At 70.3% G+C, this 21,876-nt stretch carries 19 protein-coding genes and 1 pseudogene; 10 read left to right on the forward strand and 10 right to left on the reverse strand.

The features are described from left to right. Window positions 1-7 precede the first annotated feature (7 nt). From CFB34_RS26295 to CFB34_RS26320, 6 genes are read right to left on the reverse strand one after another with little or no spacing between them, the layout of a single operon-like run. The gene (locus CFB34_RS26295; protein ID WP_089441020.1) at window positions 8-901 is read right to left on the reverse strand and encodes a polysaccharide deacetylase family protein; all 894 of its coding nucleotides are present in this window, start codon (window positions 899-901) and stop codon (window positions 8-10) included. Further along, window positions 898-3,375: an MMPL family transporter gene (locus CFB34_RS26300; protein ID WP_089441019.1), complete on the reverse strand. Its 2,478-nt coding sequence runs from the start codon at window positions 3,373-3,375 to the stop codon at window positions 898-900. The genes CFB34_RS26295 and CFB34_RS26300 overlap by 4 nt, the downstream gene beginning before the upstream one ends. Further along, a complete protein-coding gene (locus CFB34_RS26305; RefSeq protein ID WP_089441018.1) occupies window positions 3,375-4,031 on the reverse strand; it encodes an outer membrane lipoprotein carrier protein LolA in 657 nt (218 codons plus the stop codon). Before CFB34_RS26305 ends, CFB34_RS26300 begins: the two co-directional genes overlap by 1 nt. Continuing rightward, window positions 4,028-5,017, reverse strand: a complete 990-nt coding sequence (locus CFB34_RS26310) for an acyl-CoA synthetase (RefSeq protein WP_089441017.1) — start codon at window positions 5,015-5,017, stop codon at window positions 4,028-4,030. The genes CFB34_RS26305 and CFB34_RS26310 overlap by 4 nt, the downstream gene beginning before the upstream one ends. Next, window positions 5,014-6,762: an acyl-CoA synthetase family protein gene (locus CFB34_RS26315; RefSeq protein WP_089441016.1), complete on the reverse strand. Its 1,749-nt coding sequence runs from the start codon at window positions 6,760-6,762 to the stop codon at window positions 5,014-5,016. Before CFB34_RS26315 ends, CFB34_RS26310 begins: the two co-directional genes overlap by 4 nt. A gap of 50 nt (window positions 6,763-6,812) precedes the next feature. Continuing rightward, window positions 6,813-7,466 (reverse strand): hypothetical protein, encoded by a 654-nt coding sequence (locus CFB34_RS26320; protein ID WP_089441327.1) that lies wholly within the window; start codon window positions 7,464-7,466, stop codon window positions 6,813-6,815. 572 nt (window positions 7,467-8,038) lie between these two features. Here CFB34_RS26320 and CFB34_RS26325 point away from each other — a divergent pair. The 5 genes from CFB34_RS26325 to CFB34_RS26345 all read left to right on the forward strand — a co-directional run bounded on the left by CFB34_RS26325 (window position 8,039) and on the right by CFB34_RS26345 (window position 12,387). Further along, complete coding sequence (locus tag CFB34_RS26325; protein ID WP_069249366.1) at window positions 8,039-8,299, forward strand: phosphopantetheine-binding protein; 261 nt, start codon at window positions 8,039-8,041, stop codon at window positions 8,297-8,299. 119 nt (window positions 8,300-8,418) lie between these two features. Further along, a complete protein-coding gene (gene fabG / locus CFB34_RS26330) occupies window positions 8,419-9,135 on the forward strand; it encodes a 3-oxoacyl-ACP reductase FabG (protein ID WP_089441326.1) in 717 nt (238 codons plus the stop codon). 87 nt (window positions 9,136-9,222) lie between these two features. Beyond that, window positions 9,223-10,521: an endoribonuclease L-PSP gene (locus CFB34_RS26335; RefSeq protein ID WP_089441015.1), complete on the forward strand. Its 1,299-nt coding sequence runs from the start codon at window positions 9,223-9,225 to the stop codon at window positions 10,519-10,521. 125 nt (window positions 10,522-10,646) lie between these two features. After that, on the forward strand, window positions 10,647-11,429 hold the full coding sequence (locus CFB34_RS26340; protein ID WP_089441014.1) for a glycosyltransferase family 2 protein: 783 nt from the start codon (window positions 10,647-10,649) through the stop codon (window positions 11,427-11,429). 196 nt (window positions 11,430-11,625) lie between these two features. Next, on the forward strand, window positions 11,626-12,387 hold the full coding sequence (locus CFB34_RS26345; protein WP_089441013.1) for a M48 family metallopeptidase: 762 nt from the start codon (window positions 11,626-11,628) through the stop codon (window positions 12,385-12,387). A gap of 100 nt (window positions 12,388-12,487) precedes the next feature. Here the strand turns inward: CFB34_RS26345 and CFB34_RS26350 are convergent, their stop codons facing one another. From CFB34_RS26350 to CFB34_RS26365, 4 genes are read right to left on the reverse strand one after another with little or no spacing between them, the layout of a single operon-like run. Next, entirely contained in the window at window positions 12,488-14,206 is a 1,719-nt protein-coding gene (locus CFB34_RS26350; RefSeq protein ID WP_089441012.1) for a lactate permease LctP family transporter, read from the reverse strand. A 50-nt stretch (window positions 14,207-14,256) separates the two neighbouring features. Next, a complete protein-coding gene (locus CFB34_RS26355; RefSeq protein WP_089441011.1) occupies window positions 14,257-15,702 on the reverse strand; it encodes a LutB/LldF family L-lactate oxidation iron-sulfur protein in 1,446 nt (481 codons plus the stop codon). Next, entirely contained in the window at window positions 15,699-16,433 is a 735-nt protein-coding gene (locus CFB34_RS26360; RefSeq protein ID WP_089441010.1) for a lactate utilization protein C, read from the reverse strand. The genes CFB34_RS26355 and CFB34_RS26360 overlap by 4 nt, the downstream gene beginning before the upstream one ends. Next, a complete protein-coding gene (locus tag CFB34_RS26365) occupies window positions 16,430-17,227 on the reverse strand; it encodes a (Fe-S)-binding protein (protein WP_089441009.1) in 798 nt (265 codons plus the stop codon). Before CFB34_RS26365 ends, CFB34_RS26360 begins: the two co-directional genes overlap by 4 nt. 134 nt (window positions 17,228-17,361) lie before the next feature. Here CFB34_RS26365 and CFB34_RS26370 point away from each other — a divergent pair, with 134 nt between their 5' ends. The 5 genes and pseudogenes from CFB34_RS26370 to CFB34_RS26390 form a co-directional block, all read left to right on the forward strand. Next, window positions 17,362-18,078, forward strand: a complete 717-nt coding sequence (locus tag CFB34_RS26370; protein ID WP_089441008.1) for a FadR/GntR family transcriptional regulator — start codon at window positions 17,362-17,364, stop codon at window positions 18,076-18,078. A 224-nt stretch (window positions 18,079-18,302) separates the two neighbouring features. Further along, entirely contained in the window at window positions 18,303-19,928 is a 1,626-nt protein-coding gene (locus CFB34_RS26375; RefSeq protein ID WP_089441007.1) for a phospholipase D family protein, read from the forward strand. Between the two features lie 149 nt (window positions 19,929-20,077). Continuing rightward, complete coding sequence (locus CFB34_RS26380) at window positions 20,078-20,851, forward strand: class II aldolase/adducin family protein (protein ID WP_089441006.1); 774 nt, start codon at window positions 20,078-20,080, stop codon at window positions 20,849-20,851. A gap of 367 nt (window positions 20,852-21,218) precedes the next feature. Further along, window positions 21,219-21,653 (forward strand): CHRD domain-containing protein, encoded by a 435-nt coding sequence (locus CFB34_RS26385; protein WP_089441005.1) that lies wholly within the window; start codon window positions 21,219-21,221, stop codon window positions 21,651-21,653. Between the two features lie 17 nt (window positions 21,654-21,670). After that, window positions 21,671-21,850, forward strand: a pseudogene (locus tag CFB34_RS26390) (cytosine methyltransferase); the annotation flags it as partial. Window positions 21,851-21,876 lie beyond the last annotated feature (26 nt).

The following is a 21,876-nucleotide window of genomic DNA, read 5'->3' on the forward strand; positions in this document are numbered from 1 at the left end:
TTCGAGGTCAGATTTTATCAAACGGGGGTGCCGAACCGGCCGGCTCGCCCGGCCCGCCGGGCGGCTCCGGCGCGAGCGCCGCGCGCAGCGTGGTCCAGTGCAATTGCGCATCGGCAGCCGCGCGCAGCGCCGCGTGCAGCACGTCGAGCACGACCGGTTCGCCGCGCGTGTCGCGCGCCGCGTGGCCGTCGTGCACGAGCAGGATGTCGCGTGCCGCGAGGCCGTGCAGCAGGCGGCGCGTGACGGTCGCGGCATCGCGCGCACGCGTGTCGAAGCCACGTCGCGTCCAGCTCGCCAGTTGCAGGCCGAGTTCGCACAGCACCGGCTCGAGAAACGGGTTGCGCAGGCCAGCCGGCGCGCGGAAGAACAGCGGGCGCGTGCCGGTGAGCTCGGTCAGCGTCTGCTGCGCGGCCGCGATCTCGCGCCGCAGCGCGGCGGGCCCCGACAGCGAGAACGTGTGGCGGTGCCGCTGGCTATGGTTCTCGATTGCATGACCGCGCGCGACGATCGCCTCGATCCAGCGCGGATGACGGCGCGCGAGATCGCCGATGCAGAAGAACGTCGCGCGCGCGTCGTAACGGTCGAGCAGGTCGAGCACGCGCGGCGTGACGTCCGGGTCCGGGCCGTCGTCGATCGTCAGCGCGATGCGGCGGCCGGCGTGGGCCGGCAGGCGCGTCCAGTTCGGGCCGAGCAGCGTGCTGCGCGGCCACAGGCCCGCGGCGGTCAGCGCGAGATGCGACGCGACCACGCTACCGACCGCCCACGGCCACGCGGCCGGCTGCGCGACGACGGCGGCCGCCGCGCCCGCATGCAGCGCGGCCGTGCCCGCGATCAGCGGCGTCGGCTTCCAGCGGCGCGTATCGCCGGGGCGTTGCGACGGAACGGTCGACGGCGCGTTCATGCGCGGCTTCCTCGATGACGGTCGATGGCCACAGCGTCAGCCGCGCGTGGCGCGAGAATCGCCGCGAACGCGAGCGCGAGCATCGCGCCCGGGCCGACGGTCAGCCCGAAGGTTTCGAGCAACGGCACGCGCGACAGCGCCAGCAGCCCGAAGCCGGCAACCGTGGCGAGATTCGCGATCAGCAGCGACACGAGCGTGTACGGCGTGACGGGCTGCGCGTCGTCGCGCTTGCAGAAGAACAGCGCGTAGTTCGAGCCGACCGCGACGATCAGCAGCATCCCGACGAGATGCAGGATCGTCAGCTGCACACCGGCGAGCGCGAAGCCGGCCGTCACGACCAGCACGGCCGCGACGAGCGGCGCGAGCGCGCGCATGGCGCGGCGCGGCGAGCGCAGCGCGATCAGCAGCAGCACGGAGATCGCGGCGAAACCCGCGAGCGACAGCCGGATGTCCTCGTGCACATAGCTCACGTACAGGCGATCGGCTTCGGCCTTCATGTCGACGAACAGCGCATCGGGCACGCCCGCGCGGGCGACGGCTTCGCGAATCGGCGTGGCATCGAGACTCGATGCCGGTTGCGCGGCGCGGGCGGCATCCGGCGCGCGCAGCGGCAGCATCGCGCTCCAGCGGCCGTCGCGTTCGGTCAGCAGCGCATCGACGGCGAGCGCCATCGACGTGCCGCGCAAGTCCGCGCGTGTCAGCAGCGGCGCGTGGCGCGCGGCCTCGACGTCGGTGATGAACGGTGCGAACAGGTCGGGCCTGACCGCGATCGGCTGGTTCGCGACGGCGTCGCGCATCCGCGCGGCGAGCACGTCGGCATCCGGCAGGCTCGCCTGGCGCGCGCGCTGCGCGGCGTCGCTCGGCAGGTAGCGCGCGGGGCTTTCGAAGCCGGCGAGTGCGCCCCGGTCGACCAGCGGCTGCAATTGCGCGGCGACCTTTTCGGCGCCTTCGAGCCCGGCCTGTTCGGTCGAGGCGGAAATCACGACGAGGTAGCGCACATCGGGTGCGCCGACATCGGCGCGCAGCCGCGCATCGAGCGCCTGCGCGTGCGCCGGCACGGGGCTGAGCGCGGCGAGTTCGCGGCTCCACAGGCCGTCCCGATGCAGCACGAGTGTCGCGACGGCGGCGATCACCAGCACGGCGAGCGGCCAGCGCAGCCGCGGCGCGGCGTCGGCCGCACGCGCGAGCACGGCGCTGACGCGCGACACGTCGCGGATCGCGACATGCTCGCCGCGCAGGTGCGGCAGCACGAAGCGCGTGACGAGCGCGGCGGCCGTCAGCCCGACGATCGAATACAGCCCGAGCTGCACGAGGCCCGGGAATCCGGAGAACAGCATCGACGCGAACCCGCACACGGACGTCAGCACGCCGAGCCGGATCGTCGGCCAGTACGCGGCGACCCATGCGCGCGTCGCGTCGGCCGGGCGCGCCGTGCCGCGCGTGCCGGCCTGCGCCGATTGCACGAACAGGTAGATCGAATAGTCGACGGCTTCGCCGATCAGCGTCGTGCCGAAGCCGAGCGTCAGCCCGTGGACCGTGCCGAACGCGACGCTGACGGCCGCAATCCCGGCCGCGACGCCCGTCAGCACCGGCAGCAAGCCAAGCGCGAGCGTGCGCGGCGAACGGTACAGCGTCAGCAGCAGCGCGACGATCAGCACGACGCTCGCCGTCGACAGCCGTTCGACGTCGTGCCGGATCGTGTCGCGCGTGTCGACCGAGAACACGCCGGGGCCGGTCATCGCGAGCGTGGTCGCGGCGGCATTCGGCACGGCCTGCTGCGCGGCGGCGAACGCGCGGCGCACCGTGTCGATCGCGCGGGCCTGCGCGTCGGTATCGGACCCGGCGGCGGCCGTCTGCACGACGAGCACCGCGCGCGTGCCGTCGCGCGATGCCCACACGCCGTCGCGGCTCGCCGGTTCCGCCGCGCTGTCGAACTGGTCGACGAGCGTGGCAACTTCACCGGTCGGGTCGCGCGGCAGCATCGCCTTGGCCACGAGGCCGGCCGACGAACTCAGCAGATCGAGGCTGTCGCCGAGCGCCTGATGCAGGCCGGCCGCGCTGAAGCGCTGCGGCGTGACGGCCGGGCTCAGCAGGTAGCGGTGATCGAAGATGAACTGGCGATCGCGCGCGTCGTTCGCGGCTTCGCCGTTGTGAACGGCCGCGAATTGCGGATCGGTGCGCAGCGCGCCGGCGACGCGTCGCGACAGCGCGGCGCGCGTCGTGGCATCGCCGCCGTCGATCGCGACCAGGATCAGCCGCGACACGACGCCGTCGCGCAACTGGTCGACGAGCACGCGCTGCCCGGCGCTCGGCGCGCTCGGCAGGAACGCGGACAGGTCGGCCGTGAAGTGCGCGCGCCCGATCGCGACGCCGCACGCGATGAGCGCGAGCAGCCACGCGAGCACGGCACGCTGCCGCAGCGCGGGCAGGCGGCGCGAGACCGGTGACGCGGGGGGCCGGGTGCGTTCGTCCATCAGTTCGGGTTCACCGGAACGGGTTGCAGCCGCATCACCGAGCGGTCGCCGTCCGCCTGCCGGATCGCGACGCTGCGCAATACGTCGCGCGTGCCGTCGAGCGTGATCGTGCTGACGACCTTCAGCATCCGCGAGTCGAGCGGTGTGAGCGTCAGCGTCCAGTCGTCGCCGCGCCCGGCGAGCGCGACCTTGTACACCTGTTCGAGCGCGAAGCGGTTGCCGGCGAGCGTCGCGCGGATGCTGTCGATGAACGCGCCGAGCTCCGGATAGCGTGCGAGCGCGAGCGTGAACTTGCGGTTGTTGCGCTCGACGGTGAGCATGTCGCCATCGACGACGAGGTGTTCGGGCTTCGGGCTTAGCGTGTGCTTCTCGAGATGATCGGGCGCGACGAACACGAGTTCGCCGGACGATTCGACCGGCTGCGTCGCGATCGACAGGGTCTTCGTCTCGGTGAACGTCGCGCGCCCCGACTTGTGTTGCGCAAGCGTCGACATCAACCGGTCGAGGTTCCACGCCGGCGCCGTGTCGGCCGGTTGCGCGGGCGTTGCAGCCAGCGCGGCCATGGCGGCGCCGGCCGCGACGGCGACGGCCAGCGTGCGGACGGCACGATGCAGCGTGGACGGGAGCGTGGGCAGGCAGCGGCGAACGGCGGTCATGCGTCGGAGTCCCTCGTGGCGGCCAGGCCGGCACCGGCGCATGCAGCGTCGCTGCGAGCGGTCACGGTTGCGGTCGCGGCATCGCCGCCTTGCCAGAAATCGAAATAGTTGAACCAGTTGTACGGCGCCGCGCGGCAGTATTTGTCGAGCAGCGCGACGTAGCGCGCGAGTGCCGCATCGACGGCCGCCGCGCGTGCGTCGCGCCGCACGTCGGAGAAATCGGCGAGCGTCTCGAAGTGCACATCGTAGCGGTTGCCGTCGCGATAGAGGCCCGTCATGAAGATCACCGGACGCTTCAGCATCGCGGCCATGTAGAGCGGCCCGAGCGGGAACGCGGCGGGCGCGCCGAGCAGCGGCAGCCGGCGCAGCGACGCGGCCGCGTCGTCGAGCAGCGTGCGGTCGGCGAGCATGCCGACCATGCAGTTCGCGTCGAGGCGCTCGCGCACCTTCAGCATCGAATCGACCTGCCCGAGCGGAATCACTTCCGGCTGCGCGGCGGGATTCACCGCGGCGAGCGTCGCGTTGATCTTGCGCGCGTTCTTCTCGTACATCGTCACGACCACGCGCAGGTCCGGGTGTGTGCGGCCGATCGCGCGCACGACCTCGAAGCTGCCGAGATGCGCGCCCATCAGGAACGCGCCGCGTCCGCCCGCGAGCGCGTCGTCGACGAGCGATTCACCGTGCAGCCGGATGTCGAACAGGTCGAAGCGCCCGTTCATCAGGTAGATGCGGTCGTGGATCGTCGCCGCGAACGTGAACACGTGCCGGTACACGTCGCGCCAGCGCGCGGGGCGGCCGAGCACGCGGCGCAGGTAGTCGCGCGACGCCGCGCACGCGACCGGCGAGAACAGCACGAAATACGTCGCGATCAGGTGCAGCACGACGCGCGCGCGCTGCCGGCCGAAGCGCAGCGAGATCCACGTCATCGCGCGCAGCAAGCCCGCATTGCTGCGTTCCTGGCGTTCGGCCCACGCGGTGTGCTTCATGGCTGCGCGCCATCCTGCGCGGCCGGCGGCGCGGACAGCACGCCGCTCGCGACTTCGCGCGCCCCGGTGCGCAGCGTGAAGCGGATCGAACCGCTCGCCGCGGCGTCGTACGCGAGATCGAGCGGCTCGCCGGGTGCGACCGGGCTCAGGAATTTTGCGGACCCGAGCCGCCACGTGTGCAGCGGACGGTTCAGCGCCGTGCCGATCGCATGGATCGCGTGATCGAGCAGCACGACGCCCGGCACGACGGGATGGCCGGGGAAGTGGCCGGGCAGTGCCGGGTGATCGGCGGGGATCGTGAACCCGAGCGCGGGCGCAGGCGTGCCGGCCGGGTTGCGGATGGGCGTCGGCGCGGCTGCGGTGCGCGCATGTTGCGCCACGAGCGCGGCGAGCACGTCGCGCGGCAGCTTGCCGGTTTCATTGCGCGGCAGCGCATCGACGAACACGAGCGGGCGCGGCATGAACGCGGGATCGATCCGCTCGCGCAGCGCGCGCTGCAGATCGGCGGCCGCGAGCGTCGGCGCGACGACCAGCGCGACGAGGCGCGTGACCGGTTCGAGGCCCGCGCTGGCGCGGGCGGGCGCGGCTTCGTCGGGCATGAAGAACACGCCGTCGATCACCTTCGGAATCGCATTGAGCTGATGGTTCAGGTACGCGAGCGACGTGCGCTTGCCGGCGATGTTGACGAGGTCGGCCTTGCGGCCGTGCAGCAGGAACCGGCCGTCGCCGAGCAGTTCGAGCGCATCGCCCATCGGCACCGGCGCCTCGACGTGCCCGCCCGACACCCAGATCGTCGGCTCGCCGTCGTCGCTCTCCGGTTCGTCGCGCGCATCGAGCCGGATGCCCGGGAACAACGCCCACGCCGCGCCTTGCGACGTGCGGCGGGTCGCGATCTGGCCGGTTTCGGTGCTGCCGTAGATCTCGACGAGCGGCGCGTCGAGCGCGGCCTCGGCTTCACACGCGAGCTTTTCCGACAGCGGCGCGGTGGCCGACAGCACGAGCGCGGCAGGCGGCAGCGCCTGGCCGGCCGCCAGCAGCGCACGCAGGTGGATCGGCGACGTGACGAGCACGCGCGGCTGCGGGATCGCGTCGAGTTCGTCGCGAATGTCGACCGGGTAGAACGGCTGGCGATTGCTGAACGCGAGGCCGCCGATCAGCGCGAGCAGCACCGTCGACTCGAAGCCGTACATGTGCTGCGCGGGCACCGTGCCGATCAGCGTGGCCGCGCGGCCGTCGAGCAGCCCGAGGCGGTCGGCCGCCGCGCGCACGCAGCCGACCAGGAAGCCCCAGGTCTTGCGGTGCGGCACCGGTGCGCCGGTCGAGCCGGACGTGAACACGTAGGCCATGATGCGCGCCGCATCGATCTGCGGCACGACGAACGGCGCATCGCTCGCGCGCTCGCCGCGGGCAGCATCGGGGTACGCGAAGCGCGGCAGGTCGATCGCGCAGTCGGGCGCGTCGTGCAGGCAGAACGCGTCGGGCGCGAACGATGCGAGCTGGCGAACCATTTCCGGCGTGTGCGTCGACGGCAGCAGGCTGATCTTGCCGGCAACGAGCGCCGCGCACAGGCTGACCGCGAAGCGGTAACGGTCGCGGCACACGTTGAACACATGGCCGCCGGCGGGCAGCGCGGCGGCCACGCGGGCGACGTCGGCGACGAACGCGCGCACGGTGACGGGCGCGCCGTCGCGCCAGGCGATCGTCTGGTCCGGCGACGAATGGAAAACCAGCGGGTGAGTCGGCATAAATCGGTCAAAACGGGAGCAAAGGCCGGCGCGCGGCGCCGGCCGTGAATTCATCGTGACGGCTGCGATGCGTGAGTCGTCGCGCGATACGCGCGCACCGCATCGACCATGCGCGGCCGCGGTTCGTGCGGCAGTGCGAAGCGCCGGCACGCATGCTCGGCGGCGAACATCACGGCGACGAGCGGCAGCGACAGGTAGTTCGCGAACGTCGACCACGTGACGATCGGCGCGGTCGCGAACAGCAGCGTCGACACGGCGGCGATCGCGACGAAGAACAGCGTCCACGCGAGCGTGATCTGCCGGGTGTAGCGCGCGACGGCCGGCGTGATCGCGCCGTGGATCATCGTCGCGAAGCGCGTGCACAGCGGCACCTGGCCGGCCGCGAGCGTGCGGCCGAACAGCAGCGCCATCGCGAGGTTGAAACTGGCGTGCTCCAGATACAGGCCCCATTCGAAATGCCGGGCGAGCGGCACGCGCGCGGCCCACAGCACGGCGGCGGCAAGCAGCCACGCCGGCACGAGCCATGCGCGATGCGGCGAGCGCAGTGCCGCGCCGAGCGCGAGCAGCAGCGGCGGCACCAGCGCCATCGCGAGGCCGAAGCCGTGCGCGCCGGGTGTCGCGGCCGCGTAGTGCGCGCCGGCCTGATATGCCGCGACGGCGCCGACTGCGGCGAGGCCGCGCGCGACGGGCAGCAGCCGGCTCATCGGCGGCCTCCGCGCGCGCGGCGCGCGAACGCGTGCCCGGCGGCCGGGCGGCAGCTGACGGACGGGCGAACCGGAACGGAGCGGAAGGACGGGCGCGGCATGACTGGCGACATCGGGCGGATCGTGGCCGGACGCGATGGTCGGGCCGTCAAACATCATATGAAAGGCGGCCGGGACGTAGGTCCGGGCCGGTGGTCGGGCACGCTCATTTTAGGGCCGCGGCACCGCGTGTTCGGGGCGGGCGCGAACGGGTTTTGTAACCGATTGTATGGCGCGGGACGAACGGTTTGGCGGGGTCGGTCCATTTCCATCCAAAGCGGCTCAAGCGTCTCGTGCATTCGGGTCCCGAAACGGGCCGCGGAGCCGGGTCGCCAGTCTGTAACCATTGGCGGTATACGGCCCGATACCCGTTCGTCTAGAATCCGCGTAACTTTTACAAACAATCCCCCAATAAAGCAGGCGGGGAAGCCGGCAGACGCCGGAGGGACGGAGATTCGCACGCGCCGGGCGTGCATGGCGACAGCCGTTTCCGGGCACCTTCCGCTGCCACGGGCCGCCTGCCCGCACGCATGATGAACGCACTGGAACAAGAGCTCGCCACGCTGATCATCGGCGAACTGAATCTCGAAGACGTCACGCTCGACACCGTGACGGCCGAGACCCCGCTGTATGGCGAGGGTTTCGGGCTCGACTCCATCGACATCCTGGAAATCGCGCTGCTGATCTCGAAGAAATACGGCTTCGAGCTGCGTTCGGACAATCCGGACAACCAGAAGATTTTTGCGACGCTCGGTGCACTGGCGGCGTACGTCGCCGCGCACCGCACGAAGTGACCGTGTCGCGCCACGGGCGCGACGTGCAAATGTGCAGATGATGACGGCAGGCGGCCGCGATCGGCAGACGATACGCGGCCGCGTCGATCGAGGTGGAACGCGATGAACGGAGCAATTCGATGCGCGCGCTCGTGACGGGCGGCAGCGGCGCACTCGGGCAGGCAATCTGCACGGCGCTCGCGCAGGCCGGCCATGAAGTGTGGGTGCATGCGAACCGCCATCTCGCGCAGGCGGAGGCGGTCGCGCAGCAGATCGTCGCGGCCGGCGGCACCGCGCACGCGATCGCGTTCGACGTGACCGACGCCGATGCGACGCTCGCCGCGCTGCAGCCGTTCATCGACGAGGCGCCGGTGCAGATCCTCGTCAACAACGCGGGCATTCACGCCGATGCGCCGATGGCCGGCATGTCGCGCCGGCAGTGGCACAGCGTGCTCGACGTGACGCTCAACGGCTTCTTCAACGTCACGCAGCCGCTGCTGTTGCCGATGATCCGCACGCGGCGCGGCCGGATCGTCAACATCGCGTCGGTGGCCGGCGTGACCGGCAATCGCGGGCAGGTCAACTATGCGGCCGCGAAGGCGGGGCTGATCGGCGCGACGAAGTCGCTGTCGCTGGAGCTCGCGTCGCGCGGCATCACCGTGAACGCGGTCGCGCCCGGCATCATCGAATCGCCGATGGCCGAGCACGCGTTTCCCGCGGAACGCATCAAGCAGCTCGTGCCCGCGCAGCGCGCGGGCCGGCCCGACGAAGTCGCGGCGATGGTCGCGTATCTGGTCTCCGACGCCGCGGCCTATGTGACGGGGCAGGTGCTGTCCGTCAACGGCGGGCTCGCGTGACCAAGCGCGCAGCGTCGGCGTGACGTAACGCAACGCGGCGCAGGCCGCGAGGTTGCGCGGCCTGCGCCGCATAGTGAGGAAATCGAAGTGTCCGTGCATCCAGTCGACGCCGAACGGCGCCCGTGTTCCCTGTCGTCCTCTGCCGCGCCCGTCGTGCGCGGGCAGACGGCGGCAGGGCCGGTCGCATCGCGATCGGGCGAAGCGCTCGCGCACGACGGCGAGGGTGCGCTGCGGCTCGTCCGGATGAGCCATGCGCGGCTCGCCGCGCTGCTGCACGATGCGCGTGGCCGTGGCGACGGATTCGAGCGCGCGGTTCCCGGCGCATTGGGTGCGGTATGCATTGGCGCTGGCACGGCATCGCATGCCGAATCACGCGCGGACGCGGCGGCACGGATGCTGGTCGAAGTCGTGCCCGACCTGCCGGTCGCCCCGGTGCCGATGACGCTGCTCGGCGCCGGCATCGCGCCGGACGACGCCGTCTGCGAAATCTGGCAATGCCGTGCGCGCGACCTGCGCAGCGAACGGCGCGGCGCGCTGCACTATCGGTACAGCGAAACGGCGGGCCTCGTGTTCGGCAGCATCGTCGTGCATGAAGCAGCACTCGAGGCGAACGAATCGCACGACAGCGGCACCCCGCTCGAACGCGCGACCCACGACGCGTACCGCGCACTGTTCGACGTGCTCGATTCGCTCGGCATGCCGCATCCGCTGCGCATCTGGAATACCGTGCCGGCGATCAATGCGGTGCAGTTCGGGATCGAGCGCTATCGTCAGTTCAATATCGGCCGCCAGCATGCATTCGATGCGTGCCGCCGCGCGCTGACGGGCGGCGTGCCGGCCGCATGCGCGCTCGGCTCGGTCGTGCCGGTCGCGGGGGATGCGTCGCCGGCCGCGCCGCTCGCGATTCATTTCCTCGCGAGCCGCACGCCGGCCGATCCGGTCGAGAACCCGCGCCAGGTCAGCGCGTATCACTATCCGGCGGAGTACGGCCCGCGTGCGCCGACGTTCGCGCGCGCTGCCGCATGGCCGCTACGCGATGCCGCGCCGGTGCTGTTCGTGTCGGGCACCGCGAGCATCGTCGGGCACCGCACCGTGCATCACGGCGACGTTCTCGCGCAAACGCGCGAGACGGTCGCGAACCTCGCGGCCGTGCTCGAGCAGGCCGCGCGCCAGGGGCACGGCCCGTTCTCGCTCGCCGATCTGAGCTATCGCGTCTACGTGCGCGACGCCGGCGATGCCGCGGCGCTGGCCGCGATCGAGCGCGTGCTGCGCGAGGCGGCCGGCCCCGGCGTGCGGCCGCTCGTCGTCCATGCGGACGTGTGCCGCGACGACCTGCTGGTCGAGATCGAGGCCAGCGCGGGTCATGAGGAGGCGTGGCTGTCATGAAGCGAGAAAACCTCACGATCGAGCCACCGGCCCCGCACCCGGGCGACGTCGACGAAGCCTGCCGACGGTCGCCGGCAAGTCATAAACTTTTGTCAGGATCCCCGTCTTCGCAATCGGCCGTTTCCATGTCCAAGCTGCACGCCTCGTCCACCCATCTCGTCCTGATTCCGAGCTACAACCCGGGCATCAAGGTCGACACGACCGTGCGCAATGCCCGCGCGCAATGGAATCCGGTGTGGGTCGTCGTCGACGGCAGCACCGACGGCAGCGCCGAACGGCTGCAGGCGATGGCCGAGCGCGACCCGGGCTTGCGCGTGATCGTGCTGCCGGAGAACCGCGGCAAGGGCGCCGCGGTGCTCGCCGGGCTCGACGCGGCGGCCGCGAGCGGCTTCACGCATGTGTTGACGATGGATTCCGACGGCCAGCATCCGGCCGACCTGATTCCCGCGTTCATGGCCGCGTCGCAAGCCGCGCCCGACGCGATGGTGCTGGGTGTGCCGAAGTTCGACGCGAGCGCGCCGCAGTTACGCGTGCAGGGGCGCCGGCTGTCGAACGCGTGGGCCGACCTCGAGACGCTGTGGGCCGGGATCGGCGATTCGCTGTACGGGTTTCGCGTGTATCCGGTCGCGCCGCTGGCCGCGATCATGCGCCGCCAGCCGTGGATGCGCGGCTTCGACTTCGATCCCGAGGCGGCCGTGCGGCTGTGCTGGGCCGGTGTGCGGCCGATCCGTATCGACGCGCCGGTGCGCTATTTCGGCCGCCACGAGGGCGGCGTCTCGCACTTCCGTTACGGCCGCGACAACGCGCTGCTCGCGTGGATGCACCTGCGCCTGTTCACCGGCTTCGCGGTGCGGCTGCCGATGCTGGTCGCGCGGCGGCTGACGCGCCGCCACGACCAGACGGCCTGAGCCCGCCCGTTTCCCGTTCCGGTCGTCGCCCGGTTGCGGCGATTGCTCCGTTTTCCGTCGTCAATCCCGTGCCGACGCGCCGCATCGTTGCTGTTCGTCGAGTAATCCGCATGTCATCGGATGTAAACATCTGGTAATTTTCTGCCGGATTATGCAAAATCGCCGCTCCCAAATACAACTATCGAGGGATTCCGGGATGCAACTCAAGAAAGCGGTGGCAGCGTGTAGCGTGGCGTTTCTGTTGAGCGCGTGCGGCGGGGTACAGAACCTTGACGCGAACAGCCTGACGTCGGCGGGGACCAGCCTGTACAAGGCAGCGACGCTGTCGGACAGCGACATCGCCGCACTGTCGAACGACTCGTGCAAGTCGAGCGATGCCGAATCGAAGATCGCGCCGGCGAACAGCGCGTACGCGAAGCGCCTGACGAAGGTGATGAAGGGCTTCGGCGACATGACGCTGAACGGCCAGAAGATCAACTACAAGGTCTACATGACCAAGGACGTCAACGCGTGGGCGATGGGTAACGGCTGCGTGCGCGTGTACAGCGGCCTGATGGACATGATGAACGACGACGAGCTGCGCGGCGTGATCGGCCATGAAATGGGCCACGTTGCCCTGGGTCACTCGAAGAAGGCGATGCAGACGGCCTACGCGGTCAGCGCGGCGCGCACCGCGGCCGGCGCGGCATCGCCGGGCGTGGCGGCACTGACGAGCTCGCAGCTCGGCGACATCACCGAGAAGTTCATCAACGCGCAGTTCTCGCAGACGCAGGAAAGCGCGGCCGACGACTACTCGTTCGACCTGCTCAAGCAGAAGGGCATGAACCAGAAGGGTCTGGTCACGTCGTTCCAGAAGCTCGCGAAGCTCGACGGCGGCAAGAGCTCGATGATGGATTCGCACCCGTCGTCGGCGAGCCGTGCGCAGCACATCGAGGATCGCATCGCGAAGGGCAGCTGATCGCGCAACCGGTCGCCTGCCGCGGCGGGCGATCCAGCGGCGACATGAAAAACCCCACGCTCTTCCGGGCGTGGGGTTTTGTTTTTGGGGCGGGCGCCGCTTACGGCACCATCCCCGGCAGCACGTAGGCCTGCGCGAGCGTAATCAATCCGACGATCACCGCGAACAGCACGCTGTGCCGCACCGTGAAGCGGAACAGCTCCGACTCCTTGCCGACGAGGCCCGTCGCCGCGCAGGCGACCGCGATCGATTGCGGCGAGATCATCTTCGCGGTCACGCCGCCCGTCGTGTTCGCGGCCACCGCCAGCGTCTCGGGCACGCCGAGCTGATGGGCCGTGGCCTGCTGCAGCGAGCAGAACAGCGCGTTCGACGACGTGTCCGAGCCCGTCAGGAACACGCCGAGCCAGCCGAGGAACGGCGAGAAGAACGGGAACGCGGCGCCGGTCGCGGCCAGCATCAGCGCGAGCGTCGACGACATCCCCGAGTAGTTCGCGACGAACGCGAACGCAAGCACGAGGCCGATCGACAGGATCGGGCGCGTCAGCTCCTTCAGCGTCTCGCCGAACGTGACGAGCGCGTCGCGCGGCTTCATCCGCAGCAGCGCCATCGAGATCAGCGCGGTCACGAGGATCGCGCTGCCGACCGCCGACACGAGATCGATCTTCAGCACCGCGTCGAGCGCCTTCGGCGTCGCGGCGATCGGCGCGGTCTTCACGACGAGCTGGTCGAGCCCCGCCACATGGAACTTCAGCACGGTCGACGCGAGTGCGCCGTGCGCGGCGAACAGCGCCTTGAACGGCGCGATGCTCCATACGGTGACGACGGCCGTCAGGATCAGGAACGGCGACCACGCGCGCACGGTCTGCGCGAGCGTGTACGGCGATGCCTGCCGGCTCGTGCCGGTGCCGAAGCCGCTGCGCGAGCCTGCGCCCGCGCCGCCGAAGCCCGCGAGCGCGGCGCCGCCGCCGGATGCGACGAGGCCGCCGGCCGTCTGCTTTGCGGTGCGCGGCTGCCAGACCTTCAGGAACGCGGCGAGCGCGACGAGGCTGACGAGCGACGACGTGATGTCCGGCAGCTCGGGCCCGATGTGGTTCGACGTGAAGTACTGCGTCACCGCGAAGCTGCCGCCCGCGACGAGCGCGGCCGGCCAGGTCTGCCGCACGCCGCGCAGCCCGTCCATCATGAACACGAGCCAGAACGGCACCGCGAGCGACAGCAGCGGCAGCTGGCGGCCGGCCATCGCGCCGATATGGAACGGGTCGATGCCCGTCACCTGCCCGGCGACGATGATCGGAATGCCCATTGCACCGAACGCGACCGGTGCCGTGTTTGCAATCAGACACAGTCCCGCCGCGTGCAGCGGCTTGAAGCCGAGCCCGACGAGCAGTGCCGCCGTGATCGCGACGGGCGCGCCGAAGCCGGCGGCACCTTCGAGGAACGCGCCGAACGAGAAGCCGATCAGCAGCATCTGCAGGCGCTGGTCGTCGGTGATCGACAGTACGGACGCGCGAATGATGTCGAACTGGCCGGTCTTCACGACGACCTTGTACAGGAACACGGCCGCGACGATGATCCACGCGATCGGCCAGATGCCGTACGCGAAGCCGAAGCCGGCTGCTGCGAGCGCCTGCGGCACGGGCATCCCGTACGCGAGGATCGCGACGCCGAGCGACAGCAGCAGCGTGATCGTCGCGGCGACGTGGCCCTTGAGCCGCAGCGCGGCCAGCGCGACGAAAAAGAAGATGATCGGGATTGCGGCGACGAACGCCGACAGCCCGAGGCTGCCGAGCGGCGTGTAGATCTGATGCCAGGCCTGCATGGATGTCTCCTCCATAGGTATTTGTCGATACGGCTTGAGAAACGAAACGGCTATTCGGGCTGGCCGCGTGCGCGCAGCAGGTCGGACAGGCTGCGCGGCGCCGGTTCGAGCGGCGTGCGGTGCTGCGTCCAGCCCATCTGTTTTGCGGGCGTCAGCGCACGCAGCCGCGTTGCGGTCCAGCGGAACGCGCGGTATGCACGCGGATGCGCGAACGCACCCGACCAGAAGCGCCACACGAGGTCTTCCGCGCGGTTGTAGTTCGCGCCCTGGCCGCGCAGCGGATGCGCGACGGGCTCGTCGGGCTTGCGGTTCGCTTCGGTGCGCAGCCGCACGAGCAGTTGCGGGATCGGGATCCGCACCGGGCACACCTCGCCGCAGGCGCCGCACAGCGTCGATGCGGTCGGCAGGTCGGCCGTCGCGTCGAGGCCGAGCAGATGAGGCGAGATGATCTTGCCGATCGGGCCCGGGTAGGTCGTGCCGTAGGCGTGGCCGCCGATGCGCGTATAGACGGGGCAGTGGTTCATGCACGCGCCGCAGCGGATGCACTGCAGCGTCGCGCGCAGCTGCGCGTCCGCGTAAGCCTGGGTGCGGCCGTTGTCGAGCAGCACGAGATGCAGCTCGCGCGGGCCGTCGCGCTCACCGTCGCGGCGCGGGCCCGAGATCAGGTTGAAGTAGGTCGTGATCGCCTGGCCGGTGGCCGAGCGCGTGAGCAGGCTCGACAGCGGCACGATGTGCTCCAGCTTCTCGACGACCTTCTCGATCCCCATGATCGCGACGTGCGTGTCGGGCACCGTCGTCGACAGGCGGCCGTTGCCTTCGTTCTCGACGAGCCACAGCGTGCCCGTGTCGGCCGCCGCGAAGTTCACGCCGGACAGGCCGATGTCCGCCTCGGCGAACGCGCGGCGCAGCGCGCGCCGGCCGGTCTGGATCAGCGCGTCGACGTCCTCCGTGTAGCGCGTGCCGGGGATGTGCGCCGCGAACAGTTCGGCGATGTCGCCGCGCGTCTTGTGGATCGCCGGCATCACGATATGCGACGGCTTCTCGCCCGCGAGCTGGACGATGAATTCGCCCATGTCGGATTCGATGCAGTCGACGCCGTGCTCGGCGAGGTAATGGTTCAGCTCGATTTCCTCGCTCGCCATCGACTTGCCCTTGATCACGCGGCGCGCCTTCTTCGCTTGCGCGATGCCGAGCACGATCGCGTTCGCGTCGGCGGCCGTCTCGGCCCAGTGCACGTGCACGCCGGCTTCGGTGAGCTTCGTTTCCAGCCGTTCGAGCAGGGCGGGCAATTGCGCGAGCGCGTGCTGCCGCACGGCTTCGCCGAGGTCGCGCAACTGCTGCAGCTCCGCGTCGTCGGGGAACTGCGTCGCGCGCTTGCCTTGCAGGAAGTCCATCGCGCCGCGAAAGCTCTTGCGCAGCGCGGGATCGTCGAGCGCGGCGCGCGCGCGGGCCTTGAAGTCGCCGGGGGCGACGAAGTGCAGCGTGTGATCGTTCATTGCGGGAGTACCTCGCTGGCGGTGGCGGCCGGGCCAGCGGCGGCCGTCTCGGTGACGATCACGACCCACAGGTGGCGCGGGCCGTGTGCGCCATAGGCGAGCGTCTGCTGGATGTCGGAGGTTTTCGACGGGCCCGAGACCAGCACGAGGTTGGTCGGCATGCCGGCGTGCCAGCGCTCCGCGTGCACGGCCGCGTGCAGGTCGGGGTGCAGCGTGCTCGCATGAACGAGCGCGACGTGCAGCGGCGGCACCAGCGACACCGTGCGCGGCGTGCCGGCATCGGGTGCGAGCACGACGGTGCCGGTGGCCGCGATGCCCGAGCGCGCGACGGTGAAGCCCGCGTCGATCGTGTCGAACAGTTCGGCCTTCCATGCGTCGATCGGCCGGTCGAACGGCACCGGCGCGACCGTGTCGGGCAGCGCGCGGGCGAGCGCCGCGGATTCGGCACGGGCCGGGTCGAGCAGCAGGCGGCGCACGCCGGCCTCGGCGAGCCGCGCGGCGAGCTGCGCGGGCCATTCGTCGCCGGTCGCGCACCAGACGTCTGCATGCGACGCGGCGAGCGCGGCCTGCATCGTGAGGGCAAGTGTGTGCGGATCGTGTGCCGCCTCGGCTTCCATGCGGCGTGCGTCGTAATGCGTGTCGATGCGCGCGTCGAGCGCCGGGGCGGCATCGGCGGCGACACCGGGGGCGGCGGCGCGCAGCCGCTGGAGGATGGCGTCGCGCGCGCTCATCGCTTGTCTCCGCGCAGCGATGCGGCGCCGGCCGTGCGCCGCCACAGGAAGCTGGCGAGGTGCTCGACCGGCAGCGGCGCGCCGGATTGGTCGGCCGCGTGGCCGATGTTCAGCAGGCAGCCGCAGTCGGCGGACACGAGCCGGTCGCAGCCCGTCGCGCAGGCCGATGCGACCTTGTCGCGCACCATCGCGCCGGAGATGTCGGGATGCTTCAGCGAGAACGTGCCGCCGAAGCCGCAGCACTCGGATTCGTGTTCGTGTTCGATGCGCGTCACGCCCGGCAGCGCGTCGACGAGCGCGACGCCGTGCACGCGCGTGCCCATCTCGCGGCGGGCCGCGCACGACGTGTGCAGCACCACGCGCTCGTCGGCGCCGGCCGGCGCGGCGAGCGCATCGAGCCGCACGTCGAGCACGTGTACGAGGAATTCGGTGAGTTCGTAGGTCCGTTCCGCAATCGCACGCGCCTGGGGGCCATGGACGGGATCGTCGGCGAACAGCGCCGGCCAATGGTGCCGGATCATGCCGCCGCACGAGCCGGACGGCACGATCACGGGCCACGGTTCGGCGAACAGGTCGAGCTGCGCGGCCGCGACGCGGCGCGCCTCGTCGGGATTGCCGCTGCTGTAGGCCGGCTGCCCGCAGCAGCTCTGGCCGCGCGGATAGTGGACGGTCAGGCCTTCGCGTTCCAGCAGGCGGACTGCGTCGAGCCCGGCTTCGGGGACGAACAGGTCGACCAGGCAGGTCGCGAACAGATAGACGTGCGCGGGGGCGGCGGGGTACTGCCTTGGGTTCATGTCTCGCTCCAGAGGCGCCGGCCCGGCATACGGATGCGGGACGACGATTTCGCTGCATAATTCCCGCGACGGCGCCGCAGCTCAAATTGGTTGGGCCAATCGGCGCGGAAGGCATTGCGCAGGGAGACGCGACGATGGCAGCGATGACGGCACGGGGCCGGACCGAAGTGGTGATGCGCAAGATCGAGACGGCGCTGCTCGACGGCACCTGGCCGGCCGGCGCGCGCCTGCCGGCCGAGCGCGTGCTCGCGCAGGAATACGGCGTGGCGCGCAATACGGTGCGCGAGGCGACCCAGCGGCTCGTCGCGCGCGGGCTGCTGCAGAGCCGGCGCGGCGCGGGTGTCTACGTGACCGACCAGTTGCGTGCCGGGATCGCGTCGCCGTGGGGCCAGCTGGTCGCCGATCATCCGGCGCTGCGCGACGACATCCTCGAGTTCCGCCGCGTGCTCGAAGGCGCGACCGCCTATTTCGCCGCGCTGCGCGCCGATGCGAATGACCGGCGCCGGATCCGTGCGCTGCTGCGCGAGCTCGAAACCGCGCATGCCAACGGCGCCGCGGCCGTCGAAGCCGCGACCGACGCGAAGCTGCACGAGGCGATCGCGCTTGCGTCGCACAACACGATGTTCCTGCACCTGCATACGAGCGTGATCGGGATGCTGCGCGAGCACATCTCGATCAACGTGGCGGGCATGACGACGCACGACGAGCAGGCGTCCGAGCTGCTGTTGCTGCAGCACCGCGTCGTGTGCGACGCGATCTGCGCGCAACGGCCCGAGGAGGCGCGCACCGCGATGCAGACGCATATCGATTATGTGCGCAGCCATTTCGAGCGCAGCGGCGATGGCACATGAAATTGGTTGGGCCGCTTTGGCGCGTGGCCCGTCCGGCGGGCGACTCCGGAAGGCGGGGGATCGGCGCCCGTCAGGCGGGCGGCCATCCGTGGCCTGAAGCTGCCGGCGGCGCCCCGCGCGATTGACCGGTTCATCGGGCGCCCACTAGAATCGGCCGGAACCGCGCGCCAGCCGCGCGCCGCGGCGCATGCGGGCCTTTTGTTCCGCCAGTCGAGGAAGTTTCCGTGTTCACCTCTTTGATCCGGCGCGCACCGGCCGCGCTGTCGTGGCGCGCCGCCTGCCGCCCGGCCCGCGCACTGGCCGTCGGTATGCTGTTGTCGCTCGTCGCCGCCTGCGCGACGCATCCGCCCGCCACCACGCTCGAGCGCCCGGTCTCCCACGCGTTGCCGCCCGATGCCGCGACGCCGCTGCGCGACGCGCTGGCCGCGCCCGAGGCCGCGCATCCGGGCCAGTCCGGTTTCCGGCTGCTGCCGGAAGGTGCCGAGGCGCTGCAGATGCGCATCGCGCTCGCGCGCGCCGCGACGAAGACGCTCGACATGCAGTACTACATCGCGACCGAGGACACGACCGGCAAGCTGCTGCTCGCCGCGGCGCTGTACGCGGCCGATCGCGGCGTGCGCGTGCGGATGCTGGTCGACGACCTGAACTTCCGCGACATCGATCGCATCATGGCCGCGCTGAACACGCACCCGAACATCGAGATTCGTGTGTTCAACCCGTTCGGCGCGTCGCAGCAGCGCATGGTCGAACGTACGGCCAATTTCTTCACGCGCATCGACAGCTTCACGCGCCGGATGCACAACAAGGCGATGATCGCGGACAACCAGATCGCGATCGTCGGCGGCCGCAATCTCGGCGACGAATACTTCAACGCGAGCCCGACGCTGCAGTTCCGCGATCTCGACGTGCTGGCCGCCGGCCCCGTGACGAACGACGTCTCGGCGAGCTTCGACGCGTACTGGTCGAGCGCGAGCAGCTATCCGCTGCGCGTGCTGAATCACCAGTCGTTCGATCCGAAGGACCTCGACGCGACGCGCGACGAGCTGCGCGCCCACTGGCGCACGAACGCCGATCCATACAACGCGAAGCCGCTGAACGCGACGCCGCTCGCGCAGCAGATCTCACGCGACGAGCTCGCGCTCGTGTGGGCGCCGGCCGAGTTCAAGGTCGACGCGCCGGACAAGGTCGCGCGGCCGACCGACGCTTACGTGAGCCCGCCGATGCAGCGCCTGGTGGACCTCACGCGCGGCGCGCAGCAGGAATTTCTCGCGTTCTCGCCGTATTTCGTGCCGCACGACGCGGGCGTGAAGATCCTCGGCGACGCGACCGCGCGCGGTGTGCGCGTCGCGATCCTGACGAATTCGCTCGCCGCGACCGATGCGGTCGCCGTGCAGGCCGGCTACGGTCCGTATCGCGTGCCGTTGCTGCGGCACGGCGTCGAGCTGTACGAGTTCAAGGCGCAGCCGGGTCAGCCGCGCGCGCGCCTGTTCGGGTCGCGCTCGCGGGCGAGCCTGCATGCGAAGGCGTACGTGATCGACCGGAAGATCCTCGTGATCGGCTCGATGAACCTCGATCCGCGTTCCGCGCACCTGAACACCGAACTGGCGCTCGTGATCCACAGCCCGGCGCTCGCGCAGCAGGTCGCGACGATTTTCGCGCGCGTGACCCAGCCGGATGAAAGCTACCGCGTGAGCCTCGTCACGCCGGCGGGCGGCGGGTCGCCCGAACTCGAATGGACGGGCATCGACAACGGCCAGCCGACCACCTATCACGTCGATCCGCACGCGGGGCTGCTGCGCAACGTGATGACCGGCATGTTCATGCTGCTGCCGGTGGACGACCAGCTTTAAGGGGACGGAAGCGCTCCGGCTAAACCCGCGTTTCCGGTGCGCGGGGAAGCGTGATATGGTTGTGTGCGCAACTAATGTGGCGTGCGCGACGGGGCCGCCGGGCGGCTCGCGCCACGCGTGCCGCGCACACCCGCAACCGGAGTTCCCCCATGCAACGTGTCCCGAACCAGCCGTTCACGCGTCCTGCCCGTTTCTCCGAAGCCGAATGGCAGGCGCGCGTGCAGCTCGCGGCGGCTTACCGCATCTTCGACCATCTCGGCTGGACCGAGCTGATCTACAACCATATCTCGCTGCGCGTGCCGGGCGAGGACGGTCATTTCCTGATCAACCCGTTCGGGCTCCATTACCGCGAGGTATGCGCGTCGAACCTCGTGAAGATCGACATCGACGGCAACGTGATCGGTCATTCCGACTGGCCGATCAACCCGGCCGGCTTCACGTTCCACAGCGCGATCCATGCGGCGCTGCCCGAGGCGCACTGCGTGATGCACGTGCACACGACGCCGACGATGGCCGTGTGCTGTTCGCGCGACGGGCTGTCGTTCTCCAATTTCTATTCGGCGCAGCTGTACGGGAAGATCGCGTATCACGACTTCGAGGGCATCACCGTGCATCTCGAGGAGGGGCGGCGCATCGTCGAGAGCGCCGGCGGGCGGCCGGTGCTGCTGTTGCGCAACCATGGGCCCGTGACGATCGGTGCGACGCTCGCGCAGACCTTCTCGCTGATGTGGCTGCTCAATCGCGCATGCGAGGTGCAGGTCGCCACGCATGCGATCGGCGACGCGCTGCCGATCGCGCCGCCGGTGCTCGAGGGGTGCGTGTGCGATTCGCTGAATTTCGATCCGAGGCATGGCGCGGGGCAGGACGCGTTCGACGCGCTGCAGCGGATCGTCGATCGCATCGATCCGGGCTATCGCGCGTGACGTGAAGCGGTGCGCTCGTATCGTCGTGCCTGATACGGGGTGAACCGGATCCGACGGCGGCGTGCGCAAAAAAAACGCGGCCGGGCGGCCGCGTGAATACTCGCAGACTCCTTCGGACGAAGGAAACAAGCAACTGTGAGACGAAGTGTAGCGAAAGGCCGCGCGTCGATTCAGTCATCCGGCTGCAAAGGTCCATTCCAGGTTGATGCAGACTGACGCGCCGTGGGCCGTGCGAGCGGGCCGGCCGGGCGCGGTGCGGCGATTCGCTGCATGGCCGTTCGGTCGACTCCCGGACCGGCGGCGATCGACTACCATCCTATCTGGCGCCCCCGTTCGGGCGGCGTACAACGTCGTACAAGGAGAGTCCATGCTCAAGCTGCGTTTGCTCCAGGTCGCGTTACTCGCGGGCGTGCTGGCCGCCGGCAGCGCCGCCGCCGAAACGGTGCGCCTGTCCGCCAATCTCCAGCCGTCGAGTGAGGTGCCGCCCACGGCGACCAAGGGCTCGGGCGACGCCGAGGCCACCTACGACACGGCCACGCACATGCTGCAGTGGAAGGTCACCTACGAGCACCTCACGGGGCCGGCCACCGCCGCGCACTTCCACGGGCCGGCGCCGGTCGGCCAGAACGCGGGCGTGCAGGTGCCGATTCCGAAGGAGGAGCTGGCGAGCCCGATCAAGGGCTCGAAGGAGCTCACCGACGCGCAGGTCACCGACCTGATGGGCGGCAAGTGGTATTTCAACATCCATACGAAGGAGCACCCGGCCGGCGAGATCCGCGGCCAGGTAATGCCGGCCAACTGAGTGCCGGCGTTTGATCCGTGAGCGCCGGAAACCGGCAACCGCAGGCGGCATTCCGCTGTGTCGGGTGCGGGCATGAGGGCCATGCCGATGTGGTCGATGCGATCAACATACTGGCGCGGGGGCACCGCGTTGCAGCCTGTGGAGAGCCGGTGCAGTCGGGCCGCTCCGTGAAGCAGGAACCCGCCGAGGCGATCTGAGACGAGCATCATCGTTTCAAACGCGG

The organism is Burkholderia sp. HI4860 (assembly GCF_002223045.2).
GTDB lineage: Bacteria > Pseudomonadota > Gammaproteobacteria > Burkholderiales > Burkholderiaceae > Burkholderia.

What these genes read in the sequence shown, in the direction of transcription:
- CFB34_RS26295 (WP_089441020.1), bottom strand. Translation starts at nt 901, where the DNA reads ATGAACGCGCCGTCGACCGTTCCGTCGCAACGCCCCGGCGATACGCGC.
- CFB34_RS26300 (WP_089441019.1), bottom strand. Translation starts at nt 3,375, where the DNA reads ATGGACGAACGCACCCGGCCCCCCGCGTCACCGGTCTCGCGCCGCCTG.
- CFB34_RS26305 (WP_089441018.1), bottom strand. Translation starts at nt 4,031, where the DNA reads ATGACCGCCGTTCGCCGCTGCCTGCCCACGCTCCCGTCCACGCTGCAT.
- CFB34_RS26310 (WP_089441017.1), bottom strand. Translation starts at nt 5,017, where the DNA reads ATGAAGCACACCGCGTGGGCCGAACGCCAGGAACGCAGCAATGCGGGC.
- CFB34_RS26315 (WP_089441016.1), bottom strand. Translation starts at nt 6,762, where the DNA reads ATGCCGACTCACCCGCTGGTTTTCCATTCGTCGCCGGACCAGACGATC.
- CFB34_RS26320 (WP_089441327.1), bottom strand. Translation starts at nt 7,466, where the DNA reads ATGAGCCGGCTGCTGCCCGTCGCGCGCGGCCTCGCCGCAGTCGGCGCC.
- CFB34_RS26325 (WP_069249366.1), top strand. Translation starts at nt 8,039, where the DNA reads ATGAACGCACTGGAACAAGAGCTCGCCACGCTGATCATCGGCGAACTG.
- fabG (WP_089441326.1), top strand. Translation starts at nt 8,419, where the DNA reads ATGCGCGCGCTCGTGACGGGCGGCAGCGGCGCACTCGGGCAGGCAATC.
- CFB34_RS26340 (WP_089441014.1), top strand. Translation starts at nt 10,647, where the DNA reads ATGTCCAAGCTGCACGCCTCGTCCACCCATCTCGTCCTGATTCCGAGC.
- CFB34_RS26345 (WP_089441013.1), top strand. Translation starts at nt 11,626, where the DNA reads ATGCAACTCAAGAAAGCGGTGGCAGCGTGTAGCGTGGCGTTTCTGTTG.
- CFB34_RS26350 (WP_089441012.1), bottom strand. Translation starts at nt 14,206, where the DNA reads ATGCAGGCCTGGCATCAGATCTACACGCCGCTCGGCAGCCTCGGGCTG.
- CFB34_RS26355 (WP_089441011.1), bottom strand. Translation starts at nt 15,702, where the DNA reads ATGAACGATCACACGCTGCACTTCGTCGCCCCCGGCGACTTCAAGGCC.
- CFB34_RS26360 (WP_089441010.1), bottom strand. Translation starts at nt 16,433, where the DNA reads ATGAGCGCGCGCGACGCCATCCTCCAGCGGCTGCGCGCCGCCGCCCCC.
- CFB34_RS26365 (WP_089441009.1), bottom strand. Translation starts at nt 17,227, where the DNA reads ATGAACCCAAGGCAGTACCCCGCCGCCCCCGCGCACGTCTATCTGTTC.
- CFB34_RS26370 (WP_089441008.1), top strand. Translation starts at nt 17,362, where the DNA reads ATGGCAGCGATGACGGCACGGGGCCGGACCGAAGTGGTGATGCGCAAG.
- CFB34_RS26380 (WP_089441006.1), top strand. Translation starts at nt 20,078, where the DNA reads ATGCAACGTGTCCCGAACCAGCCGTTCACGCGTCCTGCCCGTTTCTCC.
- CFB34_RS26385 (WP_089441005.1), top strand. Translation starts at nt 21,219, where the DNA reads ATGCTCAAGCTGCGTTTGCTCCAGGTCGCGTTACTCGCGGGCGTGCTG.